Genomic DNA, 18,747 nt, shown 5'->3' on the forward strand with positions numbered 1-18,747 from the left:
TAGGTCCTGTTCTCGGCAAATCTGCGCGCACGGCCGCGCACTCCCAACGGAGCGGGGGCACGATACCAGTTTGCGTTTATGCGCAAAAGTGATGTTTGAGTATATGCAAAGAACCAAATCGACTAATGAGATTGATTATCTCGATATCCACATTTGTCATAGGGGCAAGTGTGGACTTTACTGTGGTCGAGTCTTAATGCAATCACCTATAAAACCGACAAGAGGCGATGCGATGAGCAATTCGACAAAAGCCCGTAAACCCGACAGCACCGTTGATGCCTGGGCCATTCTGTTCCTGATCATCCTGGTGGTGGGAACCGCCGTGTTCTGGGTCAGCCATCAGTAGGAAGAGGGCGAGATCCGCAGCAGGACCCGTAACATCCGGAATAAGGGAACGGCCTGCCCGTTCCCTTATTTCGCGTGCTCTACACCCCCGCCAAGTGCAACACCAGCTTGACGATGCCGAACAGCGTCAAGGCGAACACGGCCGTGAACAGAATGCCCAGGACGACAAAGTGGCTGGGCTTGCCGTGCGTGAAGTCACGTGCGCGATTCTTCCCGCTTTGCACGCCGAAGGCGGCAGCGACCACGCTGTGGAGCATTTGCCAGAACGTTGGCGGTTTGTTGCCTGAGTCGTCCATAACACCCTCCCGGTTCAGGGTTAGCGCCCTGTGTATCCAGCATAGTCAGTTCCGCGGCAATGACCGCAGCGAAACCAACACAACAGAACCCGCGCAACTATGCACCGCTTCGCCCGTTGATCCGCGTGATGTCCTGAGGCTCCCTAAACAGCATCAGGAACCCATGCCTCATGTCACCACTCGACAGCCCCCTCAGCGAGGGGCTTCACGTCACTTTTATCAAAGGACGCCTGCCCAAGTGGCTCGAACAGCTGACGACCGCCGACATCCCGCGATTGCATCGCGCGCGCGACCCGCTGCAGGCGTTAACAGCCGCCCAGCCTGAGCTTTTTGCCAGTGCCCGGCCTGAGTTGCGCCGAGCATTGCTGGATAGCCAGGCCGGCTACTTGTCCGCCAGTCAAACCCTGGCCAAGACCCTGGCGAGCTTCAAGACCCTCACCGACTTCGCCACACCGTTGCTCAACCAGGCGTTGCGCGACACTTTTGGCCTGGCACCGGACGTCAACAAAACCCAGCTGTTTCATCTGCGCGCGCCCAATCGTGCCGACGCCCAGAGCCTGTTGCAGGCGGCACTGCGCAACTTCGAGGCCGATGAGCCGTTCGATGAGGTGGCGCTGCAGGAAACCAGCGCCTTGGCGCCAGAAGATGCACTGGAACAACACCGCTACGATGAAACTGAGCACTACCCGTTTGGCAGGGTGCGTTACCGCATTCGTGACAAGCTGGCGATCAAGCCTGAAGCATTTGCCCAACTGTGTCGCACACTGGACCTGGGCACGCAGTATCAGGACCACATTGGCGCGGTGTTTGAAACCCCGGCCACGGCCGACGAGGTACGCCGGCAGACAATCGCGGCCAACAAGGCCGGTTTGCGCTTGCAGGCGCACATTGCGCGCTTGCAATCCAATCTTGATGAAACGGCCTACGCGACCTTACTGGCGATACTCGATGACCACCCTGGGCCAATGCTGGATGGCTACCCGGTGGTGTACAGCCAATTGACCGTGCTGGGCGCGGCATTGAGCGATGTGCTGATTATCGGCTCAGCCCCACGCAAGCCTGGAACTACGCTGGTCTTTCCCACGCATTTGCCGGTACCGCCTGCGGGTGAGTACCTGGTACGCGATACGCGCATCATCGTCTACATCCCGGGTGATCCGGCCAGTCCGTTCAAGGAGTACCCGTCACTCAAGGCGTTTGCCCAGGCATTGGCCGTCAAGCTGCGTTCGCCGACTTATCAGCGCTTCTTTGCGGGGTTCTTGCCCCAGGACGAGTCGGCGAACTTTTTCCGCCGCCTCAGGCGTCAGCTCAAGGTGTACCGCTGGAACCCAAGCCCGAAACCGCCTGGGCCCGGCTATAACCCTGACGCGTTCGTCGATGGCCTCTTCGAAGAAGTCTGGAACGACGAACTCGATCTGCACCCCGACGAGACGTTTCACAAGCCCGAGATTTTTTCCACGCTGTATGACCGCCATCTGGAGCGGATCAAGGCGAATGCCAGGTTGCTGGCGGTACCCACCGCCGAGGTCGACCACAAGGCCTGGATTGAGCGGCTCAAGCACTATGCCGAGTGGGGCCTGAACGTGCTGAATGTCGCGGCGTTTTTCGTGCCGGGCCTTGGGGAAGTGATGCTGGCGGTGACCGCCGCCCAACTGACGTACGAGGTGTACCAGGGCGTCGAGGCCTGGCAGGTGGGGGATGCCGATGAGGCCTGGCAGCATTTGGCGTCGGTGTTGCAGAACGTTGTCTTCATGGCAGCGCTGGGTGCGGTGGCGGCCAGGGCTCCGGTGATCAAAGCCAGTGCGTTTGTGGACGGTTTGCACAGGGTCAAGCTGCCTTTTGGTGAACCACGCCTGTGGAACGCCGACCTGAGTGCGTACAAAAGCGCAGTCATGCTGCCTCCCGCTCTTAAGCCAAACGCCCTGGGCCAGTATGAGGTCGGCGGCAAGACTTACATTCGTCTGCAGGGCCAGGTGTATGAAAAGACCTTCGACGCCACGCTCAACCAGTGGCGGATCAAGCACCCCAGCGATCCCAACGCCTACCAGCCGGTGTTGAGCCACAACCACGCGGGCGCCTGGCGCCACCGCTTCGAACGGCCACACACCTGGGATCGTTTGACGTTGTTGCGCCGGATAGGGCCGTCGACCGATGCCTTCAGTGATGCGCAGCTGCTGCAGGTCGCCGAAATCAGCGGTGTCGACGACGACGCTTTGCGCCGGATGCATAGTGATCAAAAGGCGCCGCCTGCACAGTTGGCGGAAACCCTGAAGCAATTTCGGATTGATCGGCAGGTGCATGAACTGATTGACCAGGCGCGCGCGGGGCAGCGCGTGCCGGACAACCGCTACAACTATGTGCCGCCACTGGTCGTCGACATGCCACGTTGGCCGCGCGGGCGCTGTATCGAGGTGTTCGACGGGCCTGGACTCACGGGCAAGTCAAGCCGGTGGGGCACGTCGGTCGGGGGCGTCAAACCGGTGATTCAGGTCACGCACCTGCAAGTGTCCAGCAGCCAACTGCCCGAGCTGATTCTGGCGGCGTTGGATGAGCCGGAAATTACCGGTTTGCTTGGCGGTGAGGGCGCACGGGTGGTCGCTGAGCGGGTCGCGGTGCTCAGGGAGCAGATTGCCGATTTTCTGCAAACCCAGAAGGCGACGATCTTCGACAGCATCGCGCGCGGTACCGAGCCCGTCGTGCCCGCGTTGGAGGGCGTGCGGCGCAGCTTTCGCGGGCTCTCGACCGCAGCGGCGCGCGAGGTATTGGCCAACGCTACGCCAGCTGAACACGTGCACCTGTCGCAGACCAAGCGCCTGCCGCTGAAGATGGCGGAACGGGCCCGGATCCTGTTGCAGCAGGGCCGCTTGAGTCGCGCGTGCGCAGGGCTCTATCTGGAAAGCCTGGCCTCCACCGACAGCGACCGCCTGGCACTGCACGCCCTGGAGCATCTGGCAGGTTGGTCCGACGCGGTGCGCCTTGAAGTGCGAGAGACCGGCGTGGAAGGGCCGTTACTGGACAGTATCGGCAGCGAGACGGCACCGCAGCGCAAATACCTGGTCAAGCATGACAATCAATTTCAGGCCTTCGACGATAACGGCAACGCGTTGAACAGCGTGCCCCGGCACGGACGCAATCTGTTTGCATCCATCCTGTACGCGTTGCCGGACGGCGCGCGCGGTGATTTGGGGCTGCCCCATGTGGGCCAGTCCGGCGAGCTGCAAAAAGCCCTGGCGGAGTACGCAGTGGGGCATCGCGAGACGATGTCCCGTGCCTTGGGCCAGCAGCCGATCAAACCGCGCTTCAAGCGGCTGCAGCCTGGTTACACCGGCTACGTGCTCAGCGGGCGCGGGGCAGGGTTCCCGGTCAACCCGCAATGGGTGGCCAGGGTGCGTGATATCTATCCGCAGATTGACCACCGCTCGGCCATCCAATTTGTCCAGGGGCAGTCACTGGCCGGTCAAACTGATCAGCAAATGCTCAGCCTGCTCAGCAGTCGCCAGAGTGAGCTGGAGCGCTTACAGGGCACGCTGCAACAGTGGGTCGGGGCGAACGAGCCTACAGAGCGTTTTCAGGCCACGGTGGAGCAGTCGCCTGAGCGCATCGTGGCCGAAGGTCTGCGCCTCATGAGGCGTGCGCTGGCCAGTGAGTTGATCAACTGTTGGCGCTCGACGCCCTATCGTGGCGTAGCTGTCAACGAACACCTGGATTTATCGGGCGTCGAAAACCTGCCCCGGCTGGAGGCGGATTTTTCCCATGTGGTCAGGCTGACAGTGAACGCTGCCGATTTGGAGGGGCCCGCCGGTGCGGCGTTGCTCGAGCAATTCCCATCAGTCAGCCGCCTGTCGGTATCACTGGCCGAAGGCAAGGCGCTGCCGCCGGCTATCACAGGCAACACTGCAATCACCGGGTTGCATGTGCACGGCGACAACCTGGCGTACTCGGCGGCACTGCAGCAGCAGTTGAACGGCATGGCGCACCTTGAACACTTGAGCCTAAGAGGGACGATGGAGGGCATCGACGTCAGTGAACTAAAGAAGCTCAAGTCGCTGGACCTCACGTTTTGCCAACTGACCCGTTGGCCGACAGGCGTGCTGGAACTGCCACAGCTGGAAGAATTGAGGCTGTACGGCAACCCGATTGCTAGCGTGCCGGCGCCGTTATTCGTCGGCCACGAGCGCTTATGGCGCAGGTTGAGCATGGGGTGGTCAAACCTCGACCACGCGTCGTTTATGTCGGTGTATCGCAACCTGCTTGAGCATCCGGCTCACTTGGCGGATGTCGAGAGCATGACCGAAATGTACCGCGTAGAGTGTTTGGGCGGGTTATTGAACACGGCCAGAGAGCATTATCCGGTGGGGTTACGGGCGCCGGGAATCTCGGCTCAGGCCATGCTCGATGAAATCGGCACCTTGCGTCAGGCGTACGCTGACCTGGTCCGCGAGCTGGATGAGTGGAAGGTCAAGGCGGTCAGGGTCGAACGCTATGCGGCTGACCGCTACCATCGGGAGGACGTTGCTGACCGGCTATTGGCGTGCTGGCGCAACGGTTTTTTGGAGCGTTTCGCTGATATGCGTGAGATGCCACCGGTGAATAGAGTGCTTAACCTGTCAGGTGGCAGGCTGAACGACCTACCGCATTTACCTGGGGGGGCCTATCCGCACATCCGCAGTTTGAACCTCCGCGGACTGAGTCTGACCGAGCCTGAACTCAGCACGTTTTTGCGCAAATTCCCCCAGGTCGAACGTCTCGATTTATCCCGGATGCGGTTGGATGATCTGCCGTCGGCGATTGAAGGCATGAGGCAGCTTAAAGAGTTAGAGCTGCAGGGCAATTATTTGACCGTCAACCCCGGTATGCAGGTTCGCCTGAATCAACTGACTGCCCTTGAGCGCCTCGACATGAGCCGAAACCGCCTTGGCACACTGGACGTCAGTGCTCTGCGAGCGCTCCAATCGCTGAACGTGAGTGCCACCGCTATCGTTGAATGGCCAAGCGGGGTGCTCGACTTACCGCACCTGCAACACCTGAGTCTGGGCCGCAGTGGCATCACCACTGTGCCTGAGGTGGTACAACCCCACCAAGTGCGGCTTGTGGCCACGGCTAATTTGCGAGGCTGCCCATTGACCGACACCGCCTTTGTACGGCGCGACGAGATTATCGCGCGCTTCCGGGCGGGGCAGGGGTCGTCAGCGAATGCCCACTTGTTACAGACACGAACAAATTGGGGTGAAAGGGAATATTACCCAGCGTCTGACGACGAGCTTCGCGCCTCGAGCGTGTTACCTCAGCTTTCATCCGAGCCGCTTGAGGGTGAGCCGCCATTGAGCGCCCCGGCAAGGTTGCGCCTGCTGGACCCGACAATGGGCGAAAGGGAAGCGCAGCAGATCGTCGACCATTTGCTGAGCCAGCACTTCACGCCGCTGCAAATCGACGCACGCATCTCGGCGTGGCGCCAGGAGTACCAGGCATTCAGAAGCGCGCTCAACACTTGGATCGATATCAAGCCTTTCCAGTTGCTCGACGAAAGGGTAACGCCGACGTTGCGGCGAAGGGCTGCCGACGCGATTCTGAGTGTATGGCGCCAAGAAAACCTGGCGCAAATGCCTGCGCGGGAACTCACCCTGGATTTGTCGCGGGCGCATGTGGGCGATTTGCCCGCGTTGCCCGCAACACTGGAACAGGTCACGTCCCTGAGCTTGAACATGGCCAGGATCAGTGAGCAGGGCTCCAATGATTTTCTCAAGGCGTTCCCCAATCTGCGCCACCTTGACCTGGGCGGTAATGGGCTCGATCAGTTGCCCGAGGCGGTCAGCAGCCTGCAACACTTGGTCCAACTGGATGTTTCCAATAACTACCTGACCCACACGCCGGCGTTGCAACAAGGGCTGGGCAGCCTGCCCGAACTGCAACGACTCAATCTGGGCTGGAACAGCCTGGAAGGCTTGGATTTCAGTGCATTTACCCGGCTGGAGTCCTTGGATTTGCGTAGCAATCAATTGACTCAATGGCCCCACGGCGTCCTTCAGGCCCCGGAACTCAAGTACCTGGACCTGCGCAACAACCAGTTGACGAGCATCCCCGAAGAAGCCCTGCAAGGTCATGACCCGTTGATGCGTGGCACCGACTTGCGGGACAACCTGCTGTCCCGTGAAACCATGGCGCAGATCTACGACTACTGGCGGGACACTCACATCAACTTTCGCTTCACCTCGCGTGAGCTTGAGCGTGGTTTCGAGGGCGCGGATACCGAGACGACCTCGTATGAAGTGAGTGAAGCCGACAGTGACAGTGAGCCTGAGGACGTGACCGAGCAAGAGGCCCATCAGCTCGACCGCTGGCTTGGCAGCGCTGAAACCGATGCGCCTCAAAAACAGCTTATTTGGCGGGCACTCAAGGCTCGTGAAGGCCACCAACACTTCTTCAGTGTCATTGCCGAACTCAAGGAAACCCGTGACTTCACCACTGATCGGCGTGGGCTCACCGCACGCGTGTGGCGATTGCTGGAGGCTGCCCACAGCGACGACGCGCTCCGGGAGTTGCTGTTTGCCCAAGCGAATGCGGATTACACCTGCGGTGACGGGCGGATGCTCAACTTTACCGACCTGACCCTCAAGGCGTTGGAGTTCAATGCTTTGAAAAACGTCGAAGCCGGGCAGGAAGGGCCCGTACTGCTGCGACTGGGTAAAGGGTTGTTTCGTCTGGATAAAGTCGAGGCATTGGCCCGTGAGGTCATTCGGCGCAAGCCGCGAATCGACCCGGCGGAGATTCGCATGGCTTACCGTGTCGGTCTGGCCGAGCGTCTGCAATTACCCGAGCAGCCGCGGGGGATGTTGTATGTCGGGGCGTCCGGCGTGACGCCGGCAGACCTCGATGTCATGTTCGCCCAGGTGACCCAGGCGGAGCAGGGTGAAGAGCTGCTCCAGGACCTGATAACGCGTGGGTTTTGGTCGGACCACCTGAAGATCAAATACCGCAGCCGGTTCGTCGCGCTGCAAGCCCGTCGAGAGGCGGAGCATGTGCGCCTGGAAAATCTGTATCCCGACTTTGGCGAGCGCTATCGGGAGGCCTTGATCCATTGCGACCTGGAACTTCAAATTGAAGCCGTCAACCTCACACTTGAATTGACCAGGCTGGAACGAACCGAGATCGGCCAGTAAAGCCCTAAAGGCTCAGCGGCTTGCCGGCAGCGACGGCCTAAACATCTACCGCCTTGCCGGCAGGTGGCGGTGATTTCCTGATGCCTCTCTATGAAGCATCAGGAATAACCCCATGCCAACACCTTCCAAGGGGCTTCATGTCCCATTTATCAAGAGCCGCCTGCCTGACTGGACGCGGCATTTGCATGGCGCTCATCTGCAAGCCATGACCAGGGCGCGTGATCCCGCCCAACGGTTTATCAAGGCCCACCCGGCCGTTTTCGCCCAGGCCTCCTCGGTGCTGCGTCAAGGGTTGCTCGACAGCCAGATGCAAAGCAGCACCTCAAGCCAGCAATTGGCCAAGACCCTCAAGGATTTCCAAGGCATCACCGAATTCTGCAAGCCGCTGCTGGCGCAGGCCTTGCGCAACACATTCGGGCAAGCGCCTGATCCGGTGGCAACCCATCTGTTTCATCTGCGCGCGCCGAACACCGTCGACCAGCAATCGCTGTTACAAGCAGCACTGCGCAACTTCGAGGCCGATGAGCCCTTTGACGAAGTCTCCCTGCAGGAGACCAGCGCACTCGCCCCCGAGGGCTCGCTGGAGATGCACCTCTATGATGAGACCAGGACTTACCCGTTCGGCAAAACCCGCTACAGCATTCGCGATAAGTTATCGATCAAACCCGCGGCGTTCGCCAGCCTGTGCCGGGAACTGGACCTGGGCAGGCAATACCAGGAGCACCTGAGCCAGGTGTTCGAGGCGCCGGACAACGCTGCCACCGTACGCCAACACACGATCATGGCAAACAAGGACCGCTTGCGCGTGCAGGCCCACATTGCGCGGATGACGTCGACCATTGATGAAGCGGCCTTTACCCTGCTGTTGGCGGTGTTGGAGGGCAAGGGCCAAGCCAAGCTTGATGGCAAGCCGGTCGCGTTCAGTCGCTTGGAGGTGCTGGGTTCAGCATTGAGCGATGTGCTGATAATCGGGGCAAGCTCCCGCCGAACCAGAGCGCTCCTCAAAAAACCCTGGCTTAATCTATTACCCGGCAGTGGTCTGGTCCAAGAGTCGACACCTCCCGAGACGCGCTTCATTGTGTACATCCCCGGAGATCCGGTCAGTCCCGTCAAGGAATACGCCACGGCCAGCGAATTCTCCAAGGACCTGGCGATCAAGCTGCGATCTCCCCAGTATCAGCATTTTTTCTCAGGCTTTGTGCCTCAGGATGAATCGGCACAGTTTTTCCGCCGGCTCAAAAGCCAACTCAAGGTCTATCGCTGGAACCCGCACCCGGTCTACCCGGGCTCCTCTTACAATCCCGGCGCCTATGCCGGCGGGATTTATGAGGAAGTCTGGAACGAAGCGCTGAACCTGGGGATGGAGGAGGACTTCATCGACGGTGAAGTGTTCGACGCGCGCTATGACTTTCATCTCGCCAGGATAAAATCCAACGCCAAATTGCTGGCCATACCGACCGCCGATGTTGACCACAAGGCCTGGATCGAGCGGCTCAAGCACTACGCCGAATGGGGCTTCAACGTACTCAACGTGGCGGCGTTCTTTGTGCCTGGGTTGGGTGAGGTGATGCTGGCTGTCACGGCTGTGCAACTGAGCTACGAGGTGTACCAAGGCGTGCAGTCGTGGCGGCATGGCGACGCCGAGGAGGCGTGGGCGCACCTTAAATCGGTGATGGCGAACGTCGCCTTCATGGCGGCATTGGGCGCGGTGGCGGGTAAAGCGCCGCCCATCGTGCCGTCGAGGTTCGTCAATGGCATGACCAAGGTCGCACTGCCGTTCGGCAAGCTGCGCTTGTGGCATCCAGACCTGGCGACCTACAAAAGCAGCGTCTCCCTTGAGGGCCTCACCCCCAATGCCTTGGGGCAATTTGAAGTGGGGGGCAAGACTTACGTCAATATTGACGGCAACGTCTATGAAAAGACCTTCGACCCAACACTCGACCAGTGGGCAATCAAGCATCCGACCGACGCGGATGCCTACCAGCCGATGCTGCAGCACAACGGTCACGGCGCCTGGCGCCACACCTTGGAACGTCCGCTGGAATGGAACCGCACCGCGTTGTTGCGGCGAACAGGGCCGCACATGGAGCGTTTTTCCGATGCGCAACTGGAGCAGATCGCCGATGCCAGTGGGGTCAGTGACGATGAGCTGCGAGCGTTACACGTCGATCACCACGCACCGCCGCCGGTGTTGTCGGAGATGGTCCGGGTGTTTGAAGTGGATCAGCAAGCAGACGAGGTGATCGGGCAGATTCGCCAAGGCGCGTGCCTGGAGGGCCATTGCCAATTCATGGTGCCGCTGGCCGTGGAAATGCCGAGCTGGCCGGCTGAAGAAGTCGTCGAGGTATTTAACGGTCCTGGGCTGGCGGGGGACTCGCAGCGATTTGGTTCGGTTTCGGCGCCCAGCCATACAAGGCCGACCATCAAGATCACCCAGGCCGAAGTCGATGCCGGGAAGCTGCCGGAGCGCGTATTGGCAGGCCTCGACGAAGCGCGCACCCGGCAACTGTTGGGCAGCGAAAGTGCGAAAGAAGGCGTAGATCGAACGCAGCTGTTCAGGGACCGTTTGGCCGACCGGGCTCAGCTCAGAAAACAGGCCTTGGTAAAAAACCTGATGAGTCGACAAGTCTCTCCCGATGTCGATACCCAGGCACTTCAGCGCAGTTTCCCATCCTTGTCGCCGGAAGCGGCGGGGCAGGTACTGGGCGGTGCGAGTGCCGAGGAGTTGAGCCAGCTCCGCAGCACCGGTCGCATTCCCCTGCGGTTGGCAAAAGAAATTCGTGTTCACCTGCATCAAGGCAGCTTGAGTCGGGCGCTAGCCGGTTTGTACCTGGAGAGCATGGCGTCGTCGGCCAGTGACCGGTTGGCGCTGCACACCCTGGAACGCTTGCCCGGCTGGTCGGCGGACATCCGCGTCGAAGTGCGTGCCCGCGGCCTTAAAGGGCCGCTGGTAGACAGCATTGGCCGCGAGCAGGCGCCGACGCGCTTTTATTTGCTCTGGAACGAGGACGCCTTCCGTGCCTTCGATAGCGAAGGGCGTGCGTTGAACAGTGTGCCCAAGGCCGGCCGGAATCTGTTCGAATCGCTGGTGGAAGTGCTGCCCGATACCTTGCGCGATGCATTGCAGGGGCATCCGGGCGAGGCGTTACACAAACAGGTGACCGACTATGCACGCAGCCACCGCGATGACATGTCCCGCATCCTCAAGCGCGAACCGCTCAAGGACGTGGCCGGGCGATTGGTACGTACAGCCTCTGGCCGGATTGGCTACGCTGCCAGCGGTGATGTCGCGGGCTTTGCTGATGAGCCGCTGATCGCCAGGGTGCGCAGTGTTTATCCTAATGTGTCTGATGAACAGGCCTTACAGTTCATCAGGGAGCGCATGAGTGCGGGGGACTCCGAACAGCAGGTTTTCCACCTGTTGGAAAACCGCCGCAGGGAGTTTGTTGAGCTCTGCAGGGTGCTGCTGACCTGGGCCCATGCTGACGCACAAGGGGCCCTGGGGCTGCGCAGAAATTTTTATGCCGCGCAGATCCTCCGGTGCTGGCGAAACGGCTTGCGGCGCGGGCAGGCAGCGGTTTTCGAGCTTGATCTACTGGGCGCAGAGGCGTTGCCGCAGTGGGCGGCCGACTTCTCGCATGTGCGCAAGCTGCGGATAAACAGCACCCAACTCCTCGACGGCACGTTGAGGCAAGCGTTTCCCGCGCTGGAAAGCCTCGATCTTCAACTCGTTGCTGCGGACATGCCCGCCCTGGCGGGTGAGTTGTCCACGCTGGACACCCTCACCGAGCTAAAGCTGGAGGCCGCAGAGTACTCGCCAGACCTGGTGCAAGCGCTGCAGGGGATGACTCAACTGAAGAAGTTACACCTGACCGGTCAACTTCCAGCCTTGGATTACAGTGTGTTGACGAACTTGCGGGACTTGACCCTGGCGGGGCCGTCGAATCAATGGCCGACGGGGCTTCTCGCGCATGCAGACTTGGCGTCGTTGGACCTGTCAGGCCTGGATATCCCCTCGCTGCCCGATGCGCTGTTCAGTGGGCACGAGGCGTTATGGCGCAGCCTGCGCTTGAACTGGGGGGCGCTGGAGCCACGTGCCTTCAGGCGGGCGTTTGACTACGTGCACGAAAACCCGGCTCATCTGGTGGATGAGTCGCAGATGGTCACGCAGTACTGTCTCCAGCGCCTTCGCACGTTGAATAGTCAGGACCGAGGGATGGCAGGCAACGCCTTGCAAGCGTTCAAGCAGGACGGACTGGCGGGGCGCGCGCTGCTGGATCATGTCGAGGCATTGCTTGAGCGCTATCGCGTCACGGACGAGGCGTTGGTGACGTGGCAGGAGTCGCCCGTGCGCGTCGATGGCGGGGAAATGTTCGTCAGACAACGTCGGGTGCTGGCCGATAGGATTCGCAAATGCCGGCGTGATGCGCTGGCTGCCCGGTATGGGTCGCGCGAGCCGGTGGCTGGCCCGTCTCGTATCGGTGCGCAGACACTGCGCACAGTGTTGGACCGTGAGTACTCGGGTCTGGGGCGCGAGCCGTTGAACGAGGTATTGGACCTGACGAACTATGGCGCGCCAGGTGATCTGCCGGCGCTGGGGGATGAGGTATTTCCCCAGATCCGTCACTTGATCCTGTCGGATGCAAAGCTATCCGCAACGCAGGTCGATGACTTCCTGCGCAGCTTTCCTGAGCTGCGGGTGCTCAACCTGAGTGGCAATAAACTGACGGAGCTGCCACGGGCCCTTGAGACGTTGGGGCAACTGAGCGAACTGAATCTGGCGGGGAATGAACTGACGATCACCGCGTCAATGCAGGCGCGGTTGAACCGGCTGACCTCCTTGCAGAGGCTCGACCTATCGAGGAACCGAGTCGGCAACCTGACCGTCAGCTCGCTCAGGGACCTGGTGTCGCTGAACCTGGGGCAGACCCAGGTTCGGGCCTGGCCGGAAGGTGTGCTAACCCTGCCAAAGCTGGGTTTTCTGGATTTGAGTCACAGCGCTATTACGGAGATTCCCGATGCTGCGCTGGTTGGCCACGATGTCCTGCTGGCGGGTACCTCGTTGCGGGGTTGCCGGTTGAGCCCGCAAGCGATGAGCAAGGCGCAGACATTCGCTAACCGCACCGCGCCTGGGTCGCCCTTGGCAACAATGTATGCCAGGCCATTCGGTATTGAGCGCACTGTGTTGGCCGCAGGGAGAACCGGAGGTGATCCGATGTATTTCCCGATAGAGGCGTCGGAGCAACCGGACTTGTTGTTGCCGCTGCCGCTGGACGCCGCGGGTGGGGGAGCCCTGACATCGGCCGAACAGCTGCAACGCCTGGATCCGCAGTTGAGCGCGGCGCAAGCCATTGAGCGAATAGACGCCTGGCTGGAACAGGGCGTGAGTGCCACGCAAATTGAAACCACGCTGCGCCAGTGGCAGCAACAGCAGGCGCACATGATCGAGCGCTTTAATGCCTGGATCGATACGCCTGCTGTTCGCACCCGCATCGGGTGGGTGAACGCGGTTGACCGCCGCCGCGCCGCTGACCAGCTTCTGACGTGCTGGCGCGAAACACTGCGCGAGGTGCATGCCCCGCAGGACATCCCTAACGACTATGCGCTGGATTTGAGCGGCTTGATCCTTGGCGACTTGCCGGCACTGCCGGTCACGCTCAACCATGTCGGTGCGCTGGACCTGAGCAACGTCAGGCTAACGAGCGCTTCGGACGAGTTTCTGCGCGCATTTCCACGATTGAACAGCCTGACGTTGAATGGCAACGGGCTGGGCGCATTGCCGGAGGCGGTAACGCAGTGTGAACGCCTTGTTCGGTTGAGCGCCAGCCAGAACGGTTTTCTTGACGCAGCACGGTTGCAGCGCCAGTTGCGTGCTTTGCCCCTGTTGCAGGTGCTGGACCTGGAAGGCAATCGTCTGCCTGACTTTGATGTCACCGGCCTTGACCGGTTGCAAAGCCTTAATCTGAGTGGCAACCGACTCAGCGATTGGCCGGTGGGCGTGCTGCAGTCACCCCAACTGACTCGCCTGGACTTGCGGAGTAATTTGGAAATACAGCGGATTCCGCTCGACGCCTTTCTGCCCGAGCATGCCGGTTTGATGGCGGGCACGGACTTGTCCGATAACCTGTTGCTGGAGGAAGAGTTCATACGCTTGCGTGAATATGAACGCGAAACCGGGCGCGGGCTTGGGTTTACCGCACGGGAAATGGACGAAATGTTAGCGGGTTTCGGGCCAGAAGCCGACGACGAGCACTTTGACGCTCACCCTGATCTCGAGACGCCGGAGGCGCAAAAAGCCCGATGGTTCGACGGCGTGGCCGCCGACTCGGAAAAGCACCAGATATGGCGCGAAGTGTTGGCCCAGGACACCACGCAGGATTTCTCGAACATGTTGGCGCAACTTCAGCACACCAGTGATTTTCAGCAGGACCGCGTCAGGCTGACAGAGCGGGTTTGGGACGTTCTGGAGGCTGCGCACAGCGACCAGGCGTTGAGCGAACGCCTGATGCTCATTGCACGGACCTCAAGGAATAAGGCGACCTGTGGTGATGGTCGAATACTGTTGTTCAACGATGTGGAAGTCGGGGTCTATGAGTTCAATGCCCTTCGTCGCATGGATCCCTCCGATAAGGGCCGCACGTTACTGAGGCTTTCCAGGCGTCTGTTTCGCCTGGGGGAGGTTGAGGCGCTGGCGAGAAAGCGCATTCAGCGCTTCCCTGGCACGGACCCGGCGGAGATCCGCCTGGCGTATCGAACCGGGTTGGCGCAACGCCTGGATCTCCCCACGCAGCCCTCTACCATGCTCTACCGCGGCGTGTCAGGGGTACAGGCTGCTGACTTGGACGTGGCCTACGCCAGCGTGATAGCCGAGGAACAGACCCCGGCGTTTATCGAGCAACTGATCACGCGTGACTACTGGAAGAGTTATCTGCAGGAAAAATACCCAACCGAGTTCGCTAAGGTGCAACAGACGCTGGCCGACCAATCGGAGACTCTGGAAGAGCAGTATCCTGACATCAATCCAGCGTATCTCGAGCAAGTCGATGCGTTGCAAAAAGCCAATGAGGTTGAGCTACGCGGGTTGAGAAGAGAACTCTCCACCCGCGAAATCGCCGAACTGGGCAACTAGCCTGGCAAGCGCCTGGCTGATCAGTTGTCATACCCCAGGTTCGGTGCCAGCCACCGCTCGCTCACGCTCAGGTCCTGGCCTTTGCGGGCGGTGTAGCTCGCCACCTGGTCCTTGTCGACCTTGCCCACGGCAAAGTACTGCGCCTGTGGGTGGGCGAAGTACCAGCCACTGACCGCCGCTGCCGGGAACATTGCGTAGTGCTCGGTGAGGAACACGCCGCTGCGGCCCGCCTGCATTTCGCGGGCTTCAGGGTCCAGCAGTTGAAACAGCTGGGCTTTCTCGGTGTGGTCCGGGCACGCCGGGTAGCCGGGCGCAGGGCGGATACCGCTGTACTGCTCCTTGATCAGCGCCTCGTTATCCAGTTGCTCGTCCTTGGCGTAGCCCCAGTGCTCTTTACGCACTTGCTGGTGCAGCCACTCGGCGCAGGCTTCGGCCAGACGGTCGGCAAGGGCCTTGACCATGATCGAGTTGTAGTCGTCGCCAGCGTCCTGATAAGCCTTGGCCACCTCTTCGGCGCCGATGCCGGCGGTGGTGATGAAGCCACCGATGTAGTCGGTCACACCGCTGTCTTTTGGTGCTACGAAGTCAGCCAGGGAGAAGTTCGGCTTGCCGTCGGTCTTGATGATCTGCTGGCGCAGGTGGTGCAGCTTGGCAATCGGCTGGCCATCGTCACCGTAGACTTCCAGGTCATCGTCCTGCACCTGGTTGGTCGGCCAGAAGCCGAACACGGCGCGGGCGCTGATGAGTTTTTCGTCAATCAGCTTGTTGAGCATTTCCTGGGCGTCGGCATACAGCGCGGTAGCGGCTTCGCCGACCACTTCGTCTTCGAGGATGCGCGGGAATTTACCGGCCAGGTCCCAGGAGATGAAGAACGGCGTCCAGTCGATGTACTCGGCCAGTACCTTGAGATCGATATTGTCCAGCACCTTGGCGCCGGTAAAGGTCGGCACCACCGGGGTGTAGGTGCTCCAGTCGAACTGCGGCTTCTTGGCGATGGCCGCCGGGTAACTCAGGCGCTCAGTACGCGCGCTGCGGTTGGACGTCCGTTCACGCACGTCGATGTATTCCAGGCGGGTCTTCTCGACGAAGCCGGCCTTGAGTTCCTTGGACAGCAGCTGCGTCGCCACACCCACGGCGCGCGAGGCGTCGGTGACGTAGATCACTGCATCGTTGCTGTACTTGGGCTCGATCTTCACCGCCGTGTGCGCCTTGGAGGTGGTGGCGCCACCGATCATCAGCGGCAGGTGGAAGTCCTGGCGCTGCATCTCGCGGGCCACATGCACCATTTCGTCCAGGGACGGCGTAATCAGGCCGGACAGGCCGATGATGTCGCACTTCTGCTCCTTGGCCACCTGCAGGATCTTCTCTGCGGGCACCATCACGCCCAGGTCGACGATGTCATAACCGTTGCAACCGAGCACCACGCCGACGATGTTCTTGCCGATGTCGTGCACGTCGCCTTTCACGGTGGCCATGAGGATCTTGCCCTTGGCTTCCGGCTTGTCGCCTTTTTCCAGCTCGATGAACGGGATCAAGTGGGCCACGGCCTGTTTCATCACGCGGGCGGATTTCACCACCTGGGGCAAGAACATTTTGCCGGCGCCGAACAGGTCGCCGACGATGTTCATGCCGGACATCAGCGGGCCTTCGATCACCTCAATCGGACGCGCGAACGACTGTCGGGACTCTTCGGTGTCTTCAACAATGTGGGTGGTGATGCCCTTGACCAGCGCATGTTCCAGGCGCTTGTTCACTGGCCAGCCACGCCATTCCTCAGTCTCGGCTTCCTTGACGCTGCCGTCGCCTTTGTACTTGTCGGCAATGGCGAGGAGGGCATCGGTGCCTTCCGGGGTACGGTTGAGCACCACGTCTTCCACCGCATCGCGCAGTTCGGCCGGGATCTGGTCGTAGATCTCCAGTTGGCCGGCGTTGACGATGCCCATGGTCAGGCCGTTGCGGATTGCGTAGAGCAGGAACACCGAGTGGATCGCCTCGCGCACCGGGTTGTTGCCACGGAACGAGAACGACACGTTGGACACGCCGCCGGAGGTCAGCGCATACGGCAATTCGTCACGGATATAGGCGCAGGCATTGATGAAATCGACCGCGTAGTTGTTGTGCTCTTCGATACCGGTGGCGACCGCGAAGATGTTCGGGTCGAAGATGATGTCTTCCGGCGGGAAGCCGACTTCATTCACCAGGATGTCGTAGGAGCGTTTGCAGATCTCTTTCTTGCGCGCTTCGGTGTCGGCCTGGCCGGCTTCGTCGAACGCCATCACCACCACGGCGGCGCCGTAGCGCTTGCACAGCTTGGCATGGTGAATGAACTGCTCGACGCCTTCCTTCATGCTGATGGAGTTGACGATGCCCTTGCCCTGGATGCACTTGAGGCCGGCTTCGATCACTTCCCACTTGGAGGAGTCGATCATGATCGGGACGCGGGAGATGTCCGGCTCGCCGGCAATCAGATTGAGGAAGGTCACCATGGCCTTCTTCGAATCAAGCATGCCCTCGTCCATGTTGATGTCGATCACCTGGGCGCCGGCTTCCACCTGCTGCAGGGCGACTTCGAGGGCTTCGGTGTAGTTGTCTTCACGGATCAGGCGGGCAAAACGCGCCGAACCGGTGATATTGGTGCGCTCGCCGACGTTGACGAACAGTGAGCTGCGATCAATGGTGAACGGCTCCAGGCCCGACAGGCGGCAGGCCTTGGGAATGTCCGGGATCACACGCGGCGCATACCCGGCCACGGCCTTGGCGATGGCCTCGATGTGGCCCGGCGTGGTGCCGCAGCAGCCGCCGACGATGTTGAGGAAGCCGCTCTGGGCGAATTCTTCGATGACCTTGGCGGTTTCCGACGGCAATTCATCGTACTCGCCGAATTCGTTCGGCAGGCCGGCGTTCGGGTGTGCGGAAACGTGGGTGCTGGCCTTGTTCGACAACTCTTCCAGGTACGGACGCAGTTCGCTGGCGCCCAAGGCGCAGTTCAGGCCCACCGAAATCGGCTTGGCATGGGCCACGGAGTTCCAAAACGCTTCGGTGGTCTGGCCCGACAGGGTACGGCCGGAGGCGTCGGTGATGGTGCCGGAGATCATGATCGGCAGTTCGATATTCAATGTTTCGAACACGCCTTGCACGGCGAAGATCGCGGCCTTGGCGTTGAGGGTGTCGAAGATGGTCTCGATCAGAATCAGGTCGGCGCCGCCTTCGATCAGGCCTTGGGTGGCCTCGGTGTAGTTTTCCACCAGTTCATCGAAGGTCACGTTGCGGTAGCCGGGGTTGTTCACGTCCGGTGACAACGAGCAGGTGCGGCTGGTCGGGCCGAGCACGCCGGCGACGAAGCGCGGCTTGGCCGGGTTCTCGAGGGTCTTGGCGTCGGCGATCTTGCGCGCCAGGCGTGCGCCTTCTACGTTCAGTTCGTAGGCCAGTTCTTCCATGCCGTAGTCGGCCATGGAAATGCGGGTGGCGTTGAAGGTGTTGGTTTCGAGGATGTCAGCACCGGCATCCAGGTAGGCTTTTTCGATACCGCCGATCACGTCCGGACGTGTGATCACCAGCAGGTCGTTGTTACCCTTGACGTCGCTTGGCCAGTCGGCGAAGCGTTTGCCACGGTAATCCTGCTCCTCCAGCTTGTAGCTCTGGATCATCGTGCCCATACCGCCGTCGAGGATCAGGATACGTTCCTTGAGGGCTTGATGAAGGGCTTGCAGACGAACGCTACGATCGGACATGGGACTACTCTGGTCAGGCATTACGGAGGGCGTGGATCATAGCAAACCTGTGCCGATTTGCGGCATGTCCAGGTTTTGCATGAATATCG

General features: G+C 60.7%; 4 protein-coding genes. 2 read left to right on the plus strand and 2 right to left on the minus strand.

The annotated features are described in order from the left end of the window. Nucleotides 1-425 precede the first annotated feature (425 nt). Nucleotides 426-641 carry a DUF2970 domain-containing protein gene (locus tag BM403_RS23965; protein ID WP_012723854.1) on the minus strand — a complete coding sequence of 72 codons (216 nt, stop codon included), beginning with the start codon at nt 639-641 and terminating at the stop codon, nt 426-428. Nucleotides 642-811: 170 nt separating this feature from the next. Between BM403_RS23965 and BM403_RS23970 the strand changes: the two genes are divergently transcribed. Both BM403_RS23970 and BM403_RS23975 read left to right on the plus strand, forming a co-directional pair. Then, nucleotides 812-7,798, plus strand: coding sequence for an NEL-type E3 ubiquitin ligase domain-containing protein (locus BM403_RS23970; RefSeq protein WP_093545307.1), 6,987 nt, complete (start codon nt 812-814; stop codon nt 7,796-7,798). A 112-nt stretch (nt 7,799-7,910) separates the two neighbouring features. After that, on the plus strand, nt 7,911-14,927 hold the full coding sequence (locus BM403_RS23975) for an NEL-type E3 ubiquitin ligase domain-containing protein (RefSeq protein ID WP_093545308.1): 7,017 nt from the start codon (nt 7,911-7,913) through the stop codon (nt 14,925-14,927). A gap of 20 nt (nt 14,928-14,947) precedes the next feature. On the opposite strand, the gene metH is transcribed toward BM403_RS23975, so the two are convergent. Then, entirely contained in the window at nt 14,948-18,658 is a 3,711-nt protein-coding gene (gene metH / locus BM403_RS23980; RefSeq protein ID WP_064053857.1) for a methionine synthase, read from the minus strand. Nucleotides 18,659-18,747 lie beyond the last annotated feature (89 nt).

The sequence above is a fragment of the Pseudomonas sp. OV546 genome, assembly GCF_900116845.1.
In the GTDB taxonomy this organism is placed as follows: domain Bacteria; phylum Pseudomonadota; class Gammaproteobacteria; order Pseudomonadales; family Pseudomonadaceae; genus Aquipseudomonas; species Aquipseudomonas petroselini.

What these genes read in the sequence shown, in the direction of transcription:
- BM403_RS23965 (WP_012723854.1), bottom strand. Translation starts at nt 641, where the DNA reads ATGGACGACTCAGGCAACAAACCGCCAACGTTCTGGCAAATGCTCCAC.
- BM403_RS23970 (WP_093545307.1), top strand. Translation starts at nt 812, where the DNA reads ATGTCACCACTCGACAGCCCCCTCAGCGAGGGGCTTCACGTCACTTTT.
- BM403_RS23975 (WP_093545308.1), top strand. Translation starts at nt 7,911, where the DNA reads ATGCCAACACCTTCCAAGGGGCTTCATGTCCCATTTATCAAGAGCCGC.
- metH (WP_064053857.1), bottom strand. Translation starts at nt 18,658, where the DNA reads ATGTCCGATCGTAGCGTTCGTCTGCAAGCCCTTCATCAAGCCCTCAAG.